The sequence below is a fragment of the Streptomyces sp. H39-S7 genome (assembly GCF_027158205.1).
In the GTDB taxonomy this organism is placed as follows: Bacteria; Actinomycetota; Actinomycetes; order Streptomycetales; family Streptomycetaceae; genus Actinacidiphila.
In genome coordinates, this window is sequence record NZ_JAPVLU010000019.1 from 120,679 (window position 1) to 135,720 (window position 15,042).

The 15,042-nt window shown below is 71.9% G+C and carries 14 protein-coding genes; 10 read left to right on the top strand and 4 right to left on the bottom strand.

Annotated features, from left to right (window positions below; translation table 11 throughout):
• Window positions 1-31: 31 nt before the first annotated feature.
• The gene (locus tag O3X23_RS20130; protein WP_269272824.1) at window positions 32-1,153 is read right to left on the bottom strand and encodes an IS630 family transposase; all 1,122 of its coding nucleotides are present in this window, start codon (window positions 1,151-1,153) and stop codon (window positions 32-34) included.
• 82 nt (window positions 1,154-1,235) lie between these two features.
• Window positions 1,236-1,679, bottom strand: a complete 444-nt coding sequence (locus O3X23_RS20135; RefSeq protein ID WP_269272825.1) for an ATP-binding protein — start codon at window positions 1,677-1,679, stop codon at window positions 1,236-1,238.
• Window positions 1,680-1,825: 146 nt separating this feature from the next.
• Here O3X23_RS20135 and O3X23_RS20140 point away from each other — a divergent pair, with 146 nt between their 5' ends.
• The 6 genes from O3X23_RS20140 (at window position 1,826) to O3X23_RS20165 (ending at window position 9,235) form a co-directional block, all read left to right on the top strand.
• Complete coding sequence (locus tag O3X23_RS20140) at window positions 1,826-2,677, top strand: helix-turn-helix domain-containing protein (RefSeq protein ID WP_269272826.1); 852 nt, start codon at window positions 1,826-1,828, stop codon at window positions 2,675-2,677.
• Window positions 2,678-2,693: 16 nt separating this feature from the next.
• Window positions 2,694-2,885, top strand: coding sequence for a DUF397 domain-containing protein (locus O3X23_RS20145; RefSeq protein ID WP_269272827.1), 192 nt, complete (start codon window positions 2,694-2,696; stop codon window positions 2,883-2,885).
• Between the two features lie 128 nt (window positions 2,886-3,013).
• Entirely contained in the window at window positions 3,014-4,525 is a 1,512-nt protein-coding gene (locus O3X23_RS20150) for a leucyl aminopeptidase (RefSeq protein ID WP_269272828.1), read from the top strand.
• A gap of 369 nt (window positions 4,526-4,894) precedes the next feature.
• A complete protein-coding gene (gene lpdA, locus O3X23_RS20155) occupies window positions 4,895-6,283 on the top strand; it encodes a dihydrolipoyl dehydrogenase (protein ID WP_269272829.1) in 1,389 nt (462 codons plus the stop codon).
• 50 nt (window positions 6,284-6,333) lie between these two features.
• The gene (gene sucB, locus O3X23_RS20160) at window positions 6,334-8,100 is read left to right on the top strand and encodes a 2-oxoglutarate dehydrogenase, E2 component, dihydrolipoamide succinyltransferase (RefSeq protein ID WP_269272830.1); all 1,767 of its coding nucleotides are present in this window, start codon (window positions 6,334-6,336) and stop codon (window positions 8,098-8,100) included.
• Window positions 8,101-8,218: 118 nt separating this feature from the next.
• Window positions 8,219-9,235 carry a helix-turn-helix transcriptional regulator gene (locus tag O3X23_RS20165; protein WP_269272831.1) on the top strand — a complete coding sequence of 339 codons (1,017 nt, stop codon included), beginning with the start codon at window positions 8,219-8,221 and terminating at the stop codon, window positions 9,233-9,235.
• A gap of 24 nt (window positions 9,236-9,259) precedes the next feature.
• Here the strand turns inward: O3X23_RS20165 and O3X23_RS20170 are convergent, their stop codons facing one another.
• Window positions 9,260-10,225 carry an SDR family oxidoreductase gene (locus O3X23_RS20170; RefSeq protein ID WP_269272832.1) on the bottom strand — a complete coding sequence of 322 codons (966 nt, stop codon included), beginning with the start codon at window positions 10,223-10,225 and terminating at the stop codon, window positions 9,260-9,262.
• 83 nt (window positions 10,226-10,308) lie between these two features.
• Between O3X23_RS20170 and O3X23_RS20175 the strand changes: the two genes are divergently transcribed.
• Window positions 10,309-11,304 (top strand): GNAT family N-acetyltransferase, encoded by a 996-nt coding sequence (locus O3X23_RS20175; RefSeq protein WP_269272833.1) that lies wholly within the window; start codon window positions 10,309-10,311, stop codon window positions 11,302-11,304.
• Between the two features lie 143 nt (window positions 11,305-11,447).
• The gene (locus tag O3X23_RS20180) at window positions 11,448-11,960 is read left to right on the top strand and encodes a DUF4240 domain-containing protein (protein WP_269272875.1); all 513 of its coding nucleotides are present in this window, start codon (window positions 11,448-11,450) and stop codon (window positions 11,958-11,960) included.
• A gap of 50 nt (window positions 11,961-12,010) precedes the next feature.
• Here the strand turns inward: O3X23_RS20180 and O3X23_RS20185 are convergent, their stop codons facing one another.
• Window positions 12,011-12,532 (bottom strand): GNAT family N-acetyltransferase, encoded by a 522-nt coding sequence (locus O3X23_RS20185; protein WP_269272834.1) that lies wholly within the window; start codon window positions 12,530-12,532, stop codon window positions 12,011-12,013.
• Window positions 12,533-12,609: 77 nt separating this feature from the next.
• Here O3X23_RS20185 and O3X23_RS20190 point away from each other — a divergent pair, with 77 nt between their 5' ends.
• Window positions 12,610-13,503, top strand: coding sequence for a TIGR01777 family oxidoreductase (locus O3X23_RS20190; RefSeq protein ID WP_443047907.1), 894 nt, complete (start codon window positions 12,610-12,612; stop codon window positions 13,501-13,503).
• A gap of 223 nt (window positions 13,504-13,726) precedes the next feature.
• On the top strand, window positions 13,727-15,040 hold the full coding sequence (locus O3X23_RS20195) for an NAD(P)/FAD-dependent oxidoreductase (protein WP_269272835.1): 1,314 nt from the start codon (window positions 13,727-13,729) through the stop codon (window positions 15,038-15,040).
• The last annotated feature ends 2 nt before the right edge of the window (window positions 15,041-15,042 follow it).

The following is a 15,042-nucleotide window of genomic DNA, read 5'->3' on the forward strand; positions in this document are numbered from 1 at the left end:
TGTGCCCGGGAAGGCTTGCCAGGTCGGGCGGTCAGGCTGCTGTTTGTAGTGGTCTGCCGCCCCATCGGATGCCCTTCTCACTGCGAATGCGGGCACGTTCGCGTCGTAGAGCTACGAGGAGGTCGGGGTGGCGGGCGTTCTTGTTACGCCACCGCAAATAGGCGTGCAGAGCCCAGGTCCGGGCGGTGTGGTTGGGGTGGTGGGAGTTGGCGAGGGTGAACTGCCGTAGCGGTCCGAAGTGCGCCTCGATTGGGTTGGCCCAGGAAGCGTAGGTCGGGGTGAAGCACAGCTCGACCTTGTTCTTGGCTGCCCATCTCTTCATCCGCCAGTTCGTGTGGGCGGAGAGGTTGTCCAGGATCACGTAGATCGGGGCGCCGTCCGGGCGGGCGGCGCGGATCGTTCTCAGTGCCGCCCAGGTGTGGTCGATGCTCTTGCGGCGCCGGTTGACGCCCCACATCTGGTCATCACCGATCGAGTAGCAGCCGTGGAAGTAGGTGATGCCGTGGGTGCGGCGGTAGGTCGCCGGGAGGCGGTCGGGGTGACTCTTGGGGGCCCAGCAGGAGTCGGCGGTGGGGCGGATACCGAGCGGGCCGAACTCGTCAAAGGCGAACGTGCGTTCCGGCCGTTCGTTGATCGCGTATTCGATCCGGTCCAGCTTGGCGTCAAAGTCCGGGTCTGGGGACTCCTTCCAGGTCTTCGTCCTCTGGAAGGTGATCCCGCGGCGGGCCAGTAAGCCCCGTAGGGCCTCGCGGCCGATCCGAATCGGGCGGACGATGTTGCGTCGTAGGTGATCGGCAAGCTTACGGATCGACCAGCGGGTGAAGGGCTTACCGACCCGAGTCGGGCGGGTGGTGGCCGTCTGGATCACGAATTCCTCGTCGTCACCACTGAGCAGGCGGGGACGGCCTCCCGCCCACCGAGGGTCCAGGCAGGACAGCCCGATCTCGTTGAAGCGGTGGATCACGTCGCGGACGGTGTCCTCGTCAGCCTGGACCAGGCGGGCTATGACCGGGGCGGTGCTGCCGCCGGCCGAGGCCAGCAGCATCATCGCCCGTCGAAACCGCACCGAGCTGGTGCTGCCCCTCCGCACGATGTGCTGGAGTTTCTGCCCCTCCTGCTCGGTCAGCCCGCGGACCCTGACCTGTTGCGCCACCCCGCCTCCCCATGCTGGTTGGAAGCGTCGTCACTTCCAACCAGCACAACGAGCAACCCGGCGAAGGTTCCCGGTCACAGCACTAGCGCGCTGCCAGTTCGAACCACATCAGCTTGCCGGAGAGTCCGAAGGGCTCCTCCCCCAGTGCGTATCCACCGCAGCGGTCCGCGAACAGGTCCAGCAGGAAGAGGCCGCGCCCGCCGTCCGCGTCCGGATCCGGATCCGGCGCCAACGCTGCCGGAAGTTCCGGGTTGTTGTCCCGGACCGTCACCCGCAGGCGGTGCGGTTGCCACATCACCCGCAGGGAGGCCGGGCCCTGCGCGTAGCGGTACGCGTTCGTCGCCAGTTCGGAGGTCAACAGCGCCGCCGTGTCGACCAGTTCGCGTAAACCGTGCGCCACGAGGACCGCCCGGACGGTCGTCCGGGCGACACCGGGCGCGCGCGGATCGTGCGGCAGTTGGAGTGCGTACTCCCACGCTTCGCTGGGAGTGGGGCGATCGGGACAGGGCGGTTGCATGGCATACATGGGCTTCTCCGGGCCGAGTTGGAGTGGCGTGCGTCACACTGTAGGACGGATAGTTAGATGGTTTCTACCAAACACGGTAAATCCATCGACTTGTGGACCCTCGGGGCCCAGAACGGCAGACTTGGCGTGATCGGAAAGAGGGGCCAATGCCGCCGAGGACAACGCCAACTGCGCGACAGCAGCGCCTGGGTGCCGAGATGCGCAAGCTTCGGGAGAAGGCGGGGATGTCCGCCCGCGAGGCCGGGGCGTTGCTGGGCGGGGACCAGGCGCGGATCAGCAACATCGAGACCGGCCGGGTCGGGCTCAGCGCGGACCGGGTCAGAACGCTGGCCTGCAACTACGACTGCTCGGACGGCCAGCTGATCGAAGCCCTGACCGAGATGACCGGCGAGCGCAAACGTCAGTGGTGGGAGGAGTACCGCGGCGTCCTGCCGCCCGGCATGCTCGACATCGCCGAGCTGGAGCACCACGCCGTCGAGCTGCGCACCGCGCAGACCGTCAGCCTGCCGGGCCTGCTGCAGACCGTCGACCACGCACGGGCCGTCTTCCGCGAGGTGGTACCCACGCTGCCGCCCCCGGAGATCGAACACCGACTCTCACACCGGATCAAGCGGCAGGCCGTTCTCTACCGGGACGCCCCGCTCCCCTACACCGCAGTCATCCACGAGGCCGCCCTGCGGATGCAGTTCGGCGGCCGGACGGCCTCGCGGGAGCAGTTGCAGCACATCCTGGACGTGAGCGAGCGGGACAGCGTCACCGTCACGGTGATCCCCTTCGCCGCGGGCGGCTTCCCCGGCTCCGGTCAGACGATCGCCTACGCGTCCGGCGCAGTCCCGCAGCTGGACACCGTGCTGCTCGATCAGTCGCATGGTCCGGCGCTCCTGGACGCCGAGGCTCAGCTGGCCAAGTACCGCAGCATCCTGGACGGCCTTGACCTGGTGGCTCTCGAGCCCGGAGAGTCCCGGGACTTCATCCGCGCGATCGCCCAGAGCCTCTGAAAGGCAGGACCACTCCATGTCGGACTGGCAGAAGTCGTCGTACTGCGGTGAGAGCAGCAACTGCATACAGCTCGCCACCACCGGCCCCCGCGTAGCCCTACGCGAAAGCACCGCACCCGGGGTGGTCGTCACCACCACGCCCGCCCGGCTGCGGGCGTTCCTCGCCAGGGTCAAGGCGGGAGCCGCCGACGTGCCGCGTCAGGCGTAGGCTCGGGCGCGGCGCAGCCGACGCCGCCCTGGCGTGCCGCCCCGCGGGCGTGGCGGAATACGATGCGAGGGGCGCGGCCGGCCCACCCCTTGGCCGACACAATTCGACGGAACAGGACCACCCTCACCGTGACTGCACTGACACTCAGCACTTCCTCCGGCGCAGCGTTGCGCGCGGATGCCGTTGTCATCGGCGTGACCAAGGGCGCCAAGGGCCCCGAGGTCGCCGCCGGTGCGGAGGCCGTGGACGCCGCGTTCGACGGCAAGCTCGCCGCGACGCTGGAACTCCTCGGCGCCTCCGGTGGCGAGGGCGAGGTGACGAAGCTCCCGGCTCCGTCCGGCGTGAAGTCGGCGGTGGTGCTCGCTGTGGGTCTGGGTGCGACGCCCGCCGACGGTGCCGGCTACGACGCCGAGGCGCTGCGCAGGGCCGCCGGTGCGGCGGCGCGTGCGCTGAGCGGGACGAAGAAGGCGGCGTTCGCGCTGCCGGCCGTGGACGCGGCGGGCGTGGAGGCGGTGGCGACCGGCGCACTGCTGGGCGCGTACGCGTACACGGCGTACCGGGTGGACAGCGCCTCCGGCAAGGGTCCGCTGGGCGAGATCGCCCTGGTGGGTGCCAAGCCGCGCGACAAGGCGCACAAGGCCGCGGCCGAGCGGGCGACCGCGGTGGCCGAGGAGGTCAACCGGGCGCGTGACCTGATCAACATGCCGCCGAACGACCTGAACCCGAAGGCCTTCGCGGCCGCGGTCCAGGCCGCGGGCAAGGAGCACGGCCTCAAGGTCGAGGTGCTCGACGAGAAGGCGCTGGTCAAGGGCGGTTTCGGCGGCATCATGGGCGTCGGCCGGGGCTCGGCGACCCCGCCGCGGCTGGTGAAGGTGGCGTACACCCACCCCAAGGCGAAGAAGACCGTCGCGCTCGTCGGCAAGGGCATCACGTACGACTCGGGCGGCATCTCCCTGAAGCCCCCGGGCCACAACGAGACGATGAAGTGCGACATGGCCGGCGCGGCCGCCGTGTTCGCGACCGTCGTGGCGGCGGCCAAGCTGGGCGTGCAGGTCAACGTGACCGGCTGGCTGGCGCTGGCGGAGAACATGCCGGGCGGCAACGCGACGCGCCCCGGTGACGTGCTGAAGATGTACTCGGGCAAGACCGTCGAGGTGCTCAACACGGACGCCGAGGGCCGGCTGGTCCTGGCGGACGCGCTGACGCGCGCCTCGGAGGAGAACCCGGACGCGATCGTGGACGTGGCGACGCTGACCGGCGCGATGGTGCTGGCGCTCGGCACCCGTACGTTCGCGATCATGTCGAACGACGACGGCTTCCGTACCTCGGTGCACGAGACGGCGACGGAGGCGGGCGAGCAGGCGTGGCCGATGCCGATGCCGCCGGAGCTCCTCAAGGCGATGGACTCGCCGGTCGCGGACATCGCGAACATGGGCGAGCGGATGGGCGGCGGCCTGGTGGCCGGTCTGTTCCTCCAGGAGTTCGTGGGCGAGGGCATCACCTGGGCGCACCTGGACATCGCGGGCCCGGCGTTCAACGAGGGCGCGCCGTTCGGCTACACCCCCAAGGGCGGCGCCGGCACGGCGGTCCGCACCCTGGTCCGGCTGGTCGAGAAGGCCGCCGCCGGCGACGTTCTGTAGCCGACGGGTTCACGCGGGATCCGGGCATGCTTCCGGCGGCGCGTTTCAGCCGGAATGCAGTGCTCGCTTGTACGAACGTACGGCCCCGGGCTAGCACGCCCGGGGCCGTCCGCGCGACCGGGCAGGTGTTCGCCCTCAGCGAGATTCCAGCGCCCGGAGTGCCCCTTACGGGCCAGTAGCCTCCCAGGATGAGGCTTAAGTCCGTCTCAGACCACGGCCCGGTGACCCGTCCGCCGCGAACAAGTGCGAAGATGTTGGTCGGCACGACAGGGCCCAGTTTTCAAAGTTTTCAGACATAGCGGCCGATAAACAGCCGCCGCCCGGTCACCACAGACCGGCTCCGGCGTACCCATGCATGGAGGACGTGACGTGGCGAACGACGCCAGCACCGTTTTCGACCTAGTGATCCTCGGCGGCGGCAGTGGCGGTTACGCCGCGGCGCTGCGCGCGGCGCAGCTGGGCCTGGACGTCGCCCTGATCGAGAAGAACAAGCTCGGTGGCACGTGTCTGCACAACGGCTGCATCCCCACAAAGGCTCTGCTGCACGCGGGCGAGATCGCCGACCAGGCTCGTGAGAGCGAGCAGTTCGGTGTCAAGACCACCTTCGATGGCATCGACATGGCGGGTGTCCACAAGTACAAGGACGACGTGATCGCGGGCCTGTACAAGGGTCTGCAGGGGCTGGTCGCCAGCCGCAAGATCACTTACGTCGCGGGTGAGGGCCGGGTGTCCTCCCCCACCACCGTCGATGTGAACGGCGAGCGCTACACGGGCCGCCACCTCCTGCTGGCGACCGGCTCCGTGCCGAAGTCGCTGCCGGGCCTGAACATCGACGGCGACCGCATCATCTCCTCGGACCACGCGCTGGTCCTGGACCGCGTCCCGAAGTCCGCGATCGTGCTGGGCGGCGGCGTCATCGGCGTCGAGTTCGCCTCCGCGTGGAAGTCCTTCGGCGCGGACATCACGATCGTCGAGGGCCTGCCGCACCTGGCCCCGCTCGAGGACGAGAACAGCTCCAAGCTGCTGGAGCGCGCGTTCCGCAAGCGCGGCATCAAGTTCAACCTCGGCACCTTCTTCGAGAAGGCGGAGTACACGGCCGACGGTGTGAAGGTGACCCTCGCCGACGGCAAGACGTTCGAGGCCGAGCTGCTGCTCGTCGCCGTCGGCCGCGGCCCGGTCTCGCAGGGCCTGGGTTACGAGGAGGCCGGCGTCGCGATCGACCGCGGCTACGTCATCGTCGACGAGTACATGCAGACCAACGTGCCCACGATCTCGGCCGTCGGTGACCTCGTCCCGACCCTCCAGCTCGCGCACGTCGGCTTCGCCGAGGGCATCCTGGTAGCCGAGCGGCTGGCCGGTCTCAAGGCCGTGCCGATCGACTACGACGGTGTGCCGCGCGTCACGTACTGCCACCCGGAGGTCGCCTCCGTCGGTATCACCGAGGCGAAGGCCAAGGAGCTGTACGGCGCCGACAAGGTCGTCACCCTGAAGTACAACCTCGCGGGCAACGGCAAGAGCAAGATCCTCAAGACCGCGGGCGAGATCAAGCTCGTCCAGGTCAGGGATGGTGCCGTCGTCGGCGTCCACATGGTCGGTGACCGTATGGGCGAGCAGGTCGGCGAAGCCCAGCTGATCTACAACTGGGAAGCGCTGCCGGCCGAGGTCGCCCAGCTCATCCACGCGCACCCGACGCAGAGCGAGGCGCTCGGCGAGGCCCACCTGGCCCTCGCGGGCAAGCCGCTGCACTCGCACGACTAAGCCCCTCAGCACGCACCCATCCGCACAGATCGTTAGGAGCAACCGCAACCATGGCGGTTTCCGTAACCCTTCCGGCGCTCGGCGAGAGCGTGACCGAGGGCACCGTCACCCGTTGGCTCAAGGCCGAGGGTGAACGCGTCGAGGCAGACGAGCCGCTGCTCGAGGTGTCGACCGACAAGGTCGACACCGAGATCCCGTCGCCCGCCTCCGGCATCCTGGCCTCCATCAAGGTGGCCGAGGACGAGACGGTCGAGGTCGGCGCCGAGCTGGCCATCATCGACGACGGCTCGGGCGCGCCCGCCGCCGAGGCTCCGGCCGCGGCTCCCGCCGAGGTCCCCTCCACCGAGGCGTCCACCCCGGCCGAGGCCCCCGCGCCGGCCCCCGTCGCCGAGGCCCCCGCTGCCGAAGCCCCCGCGGCTTCCTCCGGCTCCTCCGAGGGAACCCCGGTCCTGCTGCCCGCACTGGGCGAGTCGGTCACCGAGGGCACCGTCACCCGTTGGCTGAAGGCGGTCGGCGAGACCGTCGAGGCCGACGAGCCGCTGCTCGAGGTCTCCACGGACAAGGTCGACACCGAGATCCCGGCCCCGACCGGTGGTGTCCTCCTGGAGATCCTCATCAACGAGGACGAGACCGCCGAGGTCGGCACCAAGCTCGCCGTCATCGGCGCCGCGGGTGCCGCTCCGGCCGCTGCCCCGGCCGCCGCCGCTCCGGCTCCGGCCCCCGCCGCTCCGGCCCCCGCGCCCGCTCCGGCCCCCGCCGCTCCGGCCCCCGCGCCCGCCCCGGCCCCGCAGGCCCAGGCACCGGCTCCGGCCGCGCCCGCCGCCCCGGCTCCGGCACCCGCCGCTCCCGCCCAGGCCCCGGCCGCCGCTCCGGCGCCGGCCTCCTCGGGTGACGACGGCGCCTACGTGACCCCCCTGGTCCGTAAGCTCGCCTCCGAGAACGGCGTGACCCTGTCGTCGGTCAAGGGCACCGGCGTCGGTGGCCGCATCCGCAAGCAGGACGTCATCGCCGCCGCGGAGGCCGCCAAGGCCGCTGCGGCGAGCGCCGCCGCCCCGGCCGCCGCGTCCGCTCCGAAGGCCGCCCCCGTGGCGTCCCCGCTGCGTGGCCAGACGGTCAAGATGACCCGCATGCGCAAGGTCATCGGCGACAACATGATGAAGGCGCTGCACAGCCAGGCGCAGCTCACCAGCGTGGTCGAGGTGGACATCACCAAGATCATGCAGATGCGCAACAAGGCCAAGGACGCGTTCGCGCAGCGCGAGGGCGTCAAGCTCTCGCCGATGCCGTTCTTCGTCAAGGCCGCGGCCCAGGCGCTGAAGGCCCACCCGGTCGTCAACGCCCGGATCAACGAGGACGAAGGCACCATCACCTACTTCGACTCCGAGAACATCGGTATCGCGGTGGACTCCGAGAAGGGTCTGATGACTCCGGTCATCAAGGGTGCGGGCGACCTCAACATCGCGGGTATCTCCAAGCGGACCGCGGAGCTGGCCGGCAAGGTCCGGGCGAGCAAGATCAGCCCGGACGAGCTGTCCGGCGCCACCTTCACGATCAGCAACACCGGCTCGCGCGGTGCGCTGTTCGACACGGTGATCGTGCCCCCGAACCAGGCCGCCATCCTGGGCATCGGCGCGACCGTCAAGCGTCCGGTGGTCATCGAGACCGCCGAGGGCACCGTCATCGGCGTCCGCGACATGACGTACCTGGCGCTCTCCTACGACCACCGCCTGGTGGACGGTGCCGACGCGGCCCGTTACCTGACGGCCGTCAAGGAGATCCTGGAAGCGGCCGAGTTCGAGACCGAGATCGGTCTCTAGGACCGCTACCGCGTCCCCGACGCGGTCAGGCCATCGCAGTCCGACGCCCCCGACCCGGTACTCCGGGCCGGGGGCGTCGGCGTTGCACAGGACGTCGTACGGGACGGGAGGCACCACCATGCGCGCGGCGCGGCTGATCCACCTCGTCCTGCTGCTCCAGAACCGCGGCTCGATGCGGGCCGCCGAGCTGGCGGAGGCCCTGGAGGTCTCCGAGCGCACGGTCGCCCGGGACGTGCTGGCCCTGTCGGAGGCGGGCGTGCCGGTGTACGCCGAGCGCGGCAGAGCCGGCGGCTACCGGCTCGTCGGCGGGTACCGGACGCGCCTGACGGGGCTGGGACGGAACGAGGCGGAGGCGCTGTTCCTGTCCGGGGTACCGGGCGCGCTGCGCGACATGGGCCTGGCGGACACCGGCTCCGCCGCCCGCCTCAAGGTCACCGCGGCCCTGCTCCCGGAGCTGCGGGACGCCTCGCACTCCGCCGCCCAGCGCTTCCACCTGGACGCGCCCGGCTGGTACCAGGAACCGGAGACACCACCGCTGCTCCCCGCACTCGCCGACGCCGTCTGGGACGACCGCCCCGTCAGCGCCCGCTACCGGCGGGGCGAGCGGGAGGTGGAGCGGGAGCTGGAGCCCTACGGCCTGGTCCTGAAGGGCGGCATCTGGTACCTGGCGGCCCGTACCGTGACCCCTGCGGCGGGGCAGTACCGGGTCTACCGCGTCGACCGCTTCACCGCCGTGGAGCCGGTCCCGGCCGCGACCGATGCCCCCGGCGGCCGCTTCGAGCGGGATCCCGGCTTCGACCTGCCCGGCTTCTGGGCGGAGCGCGCCGCCGAATTCGCCCGCGCGATCCTGCGCGACGAGGTCGTCGTACGGCTCACGGAGGCCGGCGCCCGGCGGCTGCCCGCCGTGGTCGACCGGGCCGCCGCGCAGGCGGCGCTGGACGCGGCCGGCCCGCCCGACGGGCGGACCGGCGTCACCGTCACCCTCCCCGTCGAATCACTCGACGTCGCCTTCACCCAACTGCTCGCGCTCGGCCCGGAGGCCGAGGTCATCGCGCCGGACGGGCTGCGCGAGCGCTTCGCGGAGGCGGCCAGGGCGATGGCGGAGCGGTACGCGCGGCACGAGCCGCAGCCGTAGCCGTAAGAGATCCGACGACGCGTCCTACCGGTAATCCTCGACGGGAACCTCCCCGGTACCGGACGCCACCTCCGCGAGGTAGCCCCAGGCGTCCGGGCGCGAGCCGTCCGTGTCGGTGAAGCCGTAGACCTGGGCGAGTTGGCCGCTGGACAGCGACTGGCCGTTCCAGCGGGCCACGTCCGGATCCGTGGCGAGGGCCGTGACGGCGCGGCCGATGAAGGCCGGGGACTCCGCGATGACGAAGTGCGGGCTGACCTTCGCCCCGTCGCGCCAGTTCGCCTCGGTCACCCCGAAGGTGTCGAGCATCTGCTCGGAGCGCAGGAACCCGGGGGTGAGGGAGACGGCGGTGCAGCCGTACTCCGCCAGCTCCTTCCCCAGGCCGAACGCCATCCGGATCGGCACGTTCTTCGTGACGTCGAAGAACAGGCTGTTGCGGTACTCCTTGTTGGTCTCGGCCGTGCCGTCGGTGATCTCCACGACCAGGCCGCCGCGCCTGCGGATCAGCAGCGGCAGCGCGCAGTGGCTGGTGATCAGGTGGCTGTCGACGCCGAGGCGCAGCATCCGCAGGCCCTTCTCCAGGTCGATGTCCCACATCTTGGTGTCGAAGTCGATGTAGGCCTCGCCGCCCCAGGTGTCGTTGACGAGGACGTCGAGCCGCCCGTGGTCGCGGTCGATCCGGTCGACGAGGGCGCGGACCTGCTCGGGGTCGAGGTGGTCGGTCGGTACCGCGATGCCGGTGCCGCCGGCCGCGTCGATGAGTTCCGCGGTCTCCTCGATGGTCTCGGGCCGGTTCACCTCGCTGCGGCGCTCGCGCGTGGTGCGGCCGGTCGCGTAGACCACGGCGCCGGCCCGGCCCAGTTCCACGGCCATCGCCCGCCCGGCGCCGCGGGTGGCTCCGGCGACCAGGACGACCTTGCCCTGGAGCGCGCCCGGGGTCGTGCCCTGGGGCGTGCTCCCGAACCCGTCATCGTCATTCTGCTTGTCGGCCATGCTGGACCTCCTGTAGTGGTTCGTACTGCACGACCGTCGCAGCCATACCCGACACCCTGTGTCAGGTTTCCTCCGGAGGCATCTTGCCGCTCCACATAGATCTGCTGACCGACCCCACCGGCACGCAGCTGCACGACTGGTACCAGGTGCTCGCCGCCGCCCTGGGCCACGACCTGCCCGGCGATCCGGTGCCCGCGTCCGAGGACGTGTACGCGCAGCTCGCGACGCCGAGCGCCTACAGCCGCAAGCTGCTGTGGCTGGCGCGGAACACCGCCGGCGCGCCGGTGGGAACCGCCGCGCTGCGGCTGTTCGACGAGCCGGGGCGCTCCCATCTCGCCTCCCTGGAGCTGTACTCGCACCCCGCCCACCGGCGGCTCGGTGCCGGTTCCCGGCTGCTGGCCACCGCCGTGGGCGCGGCCCGCGACGACGGGCGCCGCAGCCTCATCACGAGAACCACGGTCGGCACCCCGGGCGACCGCTTCCTGGCCACCCGTGCCTTCACCCCGGTCCTGAAGCTCACCTGGCGCCGGCTGCGGTTCGACAGCATGGACGCGGCCGCGATCGGCGCGCTCGCCGCCGAGGTGCATCCGGGCTACCGGCTGGAGACCTGGGAGGGCGTCGCCCCCGACGGGCTGATCGACGCTTTCGCGCTCGCCAAGCAGGCCATGGACGACATGCCGACCGGCGGGATGGACCTCGGCCACGTCCCGTGGACCGCCGAGCGGGTCCGGTCCATCGCCGAGGTCTTCGCCAAGCGCGGGGAACAGCTGATCACCGTGGCCGCGATCAGTGACGCGGACGGCTCGGTGGCCGGCTACACCGAGCTGGTCGTGCCGGCCGACGGCGCGGGGCGCGCGCTGCAGCACGACACGGCCGTCGTCCCCCGCCATCGCGGGCACGGCCTCGGGCGCTGGATGAAGGCGTCGATGATCCAGCGGATCGCGGCCGGGCAGCCCGCGGTGACGGAGATCGAGACCGACAACGCCGACGACAACCGGCACATGGTCGCGATCAACGCGGGGCTCGGTTTCGTGCCCGTGCGGCAGACCGTGGAGTACCAGCTGAGCCTGGCGGAATGAGTTCTTCCGTCGCGTTCCGCGACCGCCGGGGGAGCGCTCTGCGACGTCATCCGGCCAATGAGGCCAAACGTGCGTAACGACACGGGCGCATACGGGGCACTCCGCGTGCGTCCGGCCCCGGCAACCGGGAAGCTGGACGCGTGATGGACGAGACGGAGTTCTGGGAGATCATCGACAGCACCCGCGCGGCCGCGGACGGTGATCCGGAGGAACAGGCCGATCTGCTGATCGAGCGGCTCGCGCTGCTCGATCCGGACTCGGTCACGGACTTCGCGCGGCATTTCGAGACCCGCTTCGCGCGGGCCTTCCGGTGGGACGTGTGGAGCGCCGCGGACATCATGCTGGGCGGCGCGGACGACGAGGCGTTCGACTTCTTCCGCTGCTGGCTGATCGGCCAGGGCCGGCACGTCTTCGAGGGCGCCCTGCACAGCCCCGACGACCTGGCCTTCCTCGTCACCGAGTTCGACCCGGAGGTCGACGGCGACGCCGAGGAGCTGGGGTACGCGGCGGACGAGGCGTACGAGCAGCTCACCGGCGTGCGACTGCCCGACCTGGAGCTGCCGCGGCCCGGCGACCCGGAGGGCGAGCGGTTGGACATGGACGACACGGACCTCATGGCGGACCGTTTCCCCAAGCTGTGGGCCCGTTTCGGCTGACGGCGGGCGCGGCCTGACGCCGTTGACGGGCGCCCGGGGCCGCGGATCGGCTACGGAGCCGGCGTGGCCTGCTGCCCTGCGGTGAGGTCCAGCGGCCGGCCCATCAGCACGTCGTCCACGTAGGCGCCCTGCAGCAGGAACTCGCCCGGCAGGACCCCCTCGACCGTGTATCCGAGCGACTCGTAGAGCCGCCGCGCCGGGGCGTTGTGGCCCAGCACCCGCAGCGTCATCCGGGTCGCGCCCTGCCGGCCCGCCTCCCGCAGCGCCTCGTCCATCAGCCTGCGGGCGATGCCCCGGCCGCGGGCCCAGGTGTCCACGGCGAGCCCCTGGATCTGGCGGACGTGCGCGTTGCACCGCAGCGGGGTGGGCAGGACGATCCGCACGTAGCCGGCCAGCCGGCCGTCGATCTCGGCGACCAGGATCTCCTCGGGCGTGTGGCGCTCGTCGTAGAACGGCTCGCCGGGGTCGGGCTGCGGCTGCACCGCGTGCAACGGGGACCAGGTGCGGACGTCGATCCCGATGAGGCCGGCTTCGTCGGCGTAGGTCGCCGGACGGATCATCACATCTGACATACCGGCTTACTCTGCCATGCACGGCTCCCGGCCCTGGCAGCACCCCGTGCGGACCCGGCGCGGGCAGAATAGGCCCCATGCGTATCGCAGTCACCGGCGCTTCGGGCCTCATCGGCTCCGCCCTCGTCCGCTCCCTCCGCGCCGACGGGCACGAGGTTTCCCGCCTGGTCCGGCGCGAACCCGCCGGCCCCGACGAGGTCCGCTGGGACCCCGCGCGCCAGTTCGTGGACGTCCAGGGGCTGGCGGGCTGCGACGCGGTCGTCCACCTCGCCGGGGCGGGCGTCGGCAACCACCGCTGGACCGCCGCGTACAAGAAGGAGATCCACGACAGCCGGGTCCTGGGCACCACCGCGATCGCCCGGGCCGTCGCGTCCCTCGACACCCCGCCCAAGGTTCTCGTCTGCGGTACCGCGGTCGGGTACTACGGCGACACCGGTGACCGGCCGGTGGACGAGGACGGCCCGTCCGGCGACAACTTCCTCGCCGGCGTCGTCCGGGACTGGGAGGCCGCCGCGGAGCCCGCGGCCGCGGCCGGCATCCGGACGGTGTTCGCCCGCACCGGGCTCGTCGTGTCGCGTGCGGGCGGCGCCTGGGGGCGGCTGTTCCCGCTCTTCAACGCCGGGCTCGGCGGCCGGCTCGGCGACGGGCGCCAGTACTGGAGCTTCATCTCCCTGCACGACGAGATCGCCGCTTTCCGCCACATCATCGACACCGGGAGCCTGTCGGGGCCGGTGAACCTGACGGCACCGGAACCCCTCACCAACCGCGAGGTGACCGCCGCGATGGGCCGCGTCCTGCGCCGGCCCACCCTCGCCGCCGTCCCGGCGTTCGCCCTGCGCATCGCGCTCGGCGAGTTCTCCGAGGACGTCCTGATGAGCCAGCGCGTGCTGCCGCGGCGGCTGCTCGACTCGGGCTTCACGTTCGCCTTCCCGGGCATCGAGGAGAGCATCCGGGCGGCACGCGGGCACTGAGCGGGGGCTCACGGGCGCTGAGTGGGAGCACGCGGGTGCTGGGTGGCTCACAGGCACCGAGCGGCCGTACGTGGGCACTTACCGGCCGCAGCGCGGGCACTGAGTGCCGAAAGGCTGAATCGCACCGCACACCCGGTGCATCAGCCACGTGCGATGAGGGCATGACCCCTACCAGCGCCAGCTGACGCGAGCGGGGAACGAAGCCAACCTCCGGAGGGGCATCGTGCTCTCAACAGCACGGCAAGCGGACGTCGTCGTGATCGGAGCCGGGCTCGCGGGCCTGGCGGCGGCGCAGCATCTGACCAGCGCGGGACTGACCGTCACCGTGCTGGAGGCGGGATCACGGGTCGGCGGCCGGATGGCCACCGACACGGTGGACGGCTTCCGGCTCGACCGCGGCCCGCAACTGCTCAACATGGCCAACCCCGACCTCCGGCGCACCCCGGGGCTCCAGGGGCTGCGGCTGCGCCCGTTCGCCCCCGGCGCCCTGGTGCGGGCCGGCGGGCGCGGCTACCGCGTCGGCGACACCCGCGGCGCCCGGGCCCGCGCCATGCTCTCCGCCGCCAGGACCCCGTTCGGCGACACCCTCGACCGGGCGGGACTCGGCACCGCCCTCAACCGGCTGGCCGCCACCTCCACCGCCCGGCTCCTCGCCCGGCCCGAGACCACCGCGGCCGCCGCACTCGCCGCCCGCGGCTTCGCGCCCCGCCTCGTCGACGGCTTCGTGCGCCCGCGCCTGAACGCCCTGCTCTGCGACCCGGAGCTCTCCACCTCCAGCCGCTGCGCGGACCTCGTGCTGCGCGGCTTCGCCCGTGGCGGCACGTGTCTGCCCGCCACCGGCGCGGCCACCGTCCCGCAGCGCCTCGCCGCCGCCCTGCCGCCGGGCACCGTGCGGCTCGGTGTCCGGGCGACCGCCGTCGCCGTCAACGCCGTCGACACCGCCACCGACGGCCGGGGAACCGGTCAACTGCCCTGTCGCGCCGTGGTGGTGGCCACCGGCGCCCGCGCCGCCGGCGAACTCCTCCCCGGACTGCGGGTCCCCGCCTTCCACCCCGTCACGGTCGTCCACCACGCCGCACCCCGGTCCCCGCTGCGCGAACCCCTCCTGGTCCTCGACGCGGACCGGCACGGGCCCGTCTCGCACACGCTGCCGGCCAGCGAGCTGGACCCCTCGCGCGCGCCGGCCGGACGCGCCCTCGTCACGTCCGTCCTCCTCGGCCGGCAGGAGACCGGCGGCGCCGACGACATCGCCGTCCGCAAACACCTGGCCGAGCTGTACGAGACCTCGACGGACGACTGGGAGCCGCTGGCCGCCCACCACGACCCCGAGGCCGTCCCCGTGATGACCGCCCCGCACGACTTACGGCGCCCGGTCCGCCTCCTGTGCGGCCTCTACGTCTGCGGCGACCACCGCGACACCAGCACCGTCCAGGGCGCCCTCGTCTCCGGCCGCCGCGCCGCCACCCACCTCCTCGCGGACTTCGGCTACCGCCCGGCGGCGGCCGTCCCCTCCCGCCAGGCCGGGGAAGCGGCCTGACG

What these genes read in the sequence shown, in the direction of transcription:
- O3X23_RS20185 (WP_269272834.1), bottom strand. Translation starts at nt 12,532, where the DNA reads ATGTCAGATGTGATGATCCGTCCGGCGACCTACGCCGACGAAGCCGGC.
- O3X23_RS20165 (WP_269272831.1), top strand. Translation starts at nt 8,219, where the DNA reads ATGCGCGCGGCGCGGCTGATCCACCTCGTCCTGCTGCTCCAGAACCGC.
- O3X23_RS20180 (WP_269272875.1), top strand. Translation starts at nt 11,448, where the DNA reads ATGGACGAGACGGAGTTCTGGGAGATCATCGACAGCACCCGCGCGGCC.
- O3X23_RS20140 (WP_269272826.1), top strand. Translation starts at nt 1,826, where the DNA reads ATGCCGCCGAGGACAACGCCAACTGCGCGACAGCAGCGCCTGGGTGCC.
- sucB (WP_269272830.1), top strand. Translation starts at nt 6,334, where the DNA reads ATGGCGGTTTCCGTAACCCTTCCGGCGCTCGGCGAGAGCGTGACCGAG.
- O3X23_RS20170 (WP_269272832.1), bottom strand. Translation starts at nt 10,225, where the DNA reads ATGGCCGACAAGCAGAATGACGATGACGGGTTCGGGAGCACGCCCCAG.
- O3X23_RS20135 (WP_269272825.1), bottom strand. Translation starts at nt 1,679, where the DNA reads ATGTATGCCATGCAACCGCCCTGTCCCGATCGCCCCACTCCCAGCGAA.
- O3X23_RS20190 (WP_443047907.1), top strand. Translation starts at nt 12,610, where the DNA reads ATGCGTATCGCAGTCACCGGCGCTTCGGGCCTCATCGGCTCCGCCCTC.
- O3X23_RS20145 (WP_269272827.1), top strand. Translation starts at nt 2,694, where the DNA reads ATGTCGGACTGGCAGAAGTCGTCGTACTGCGGTGAGAGCAGCAACTGC.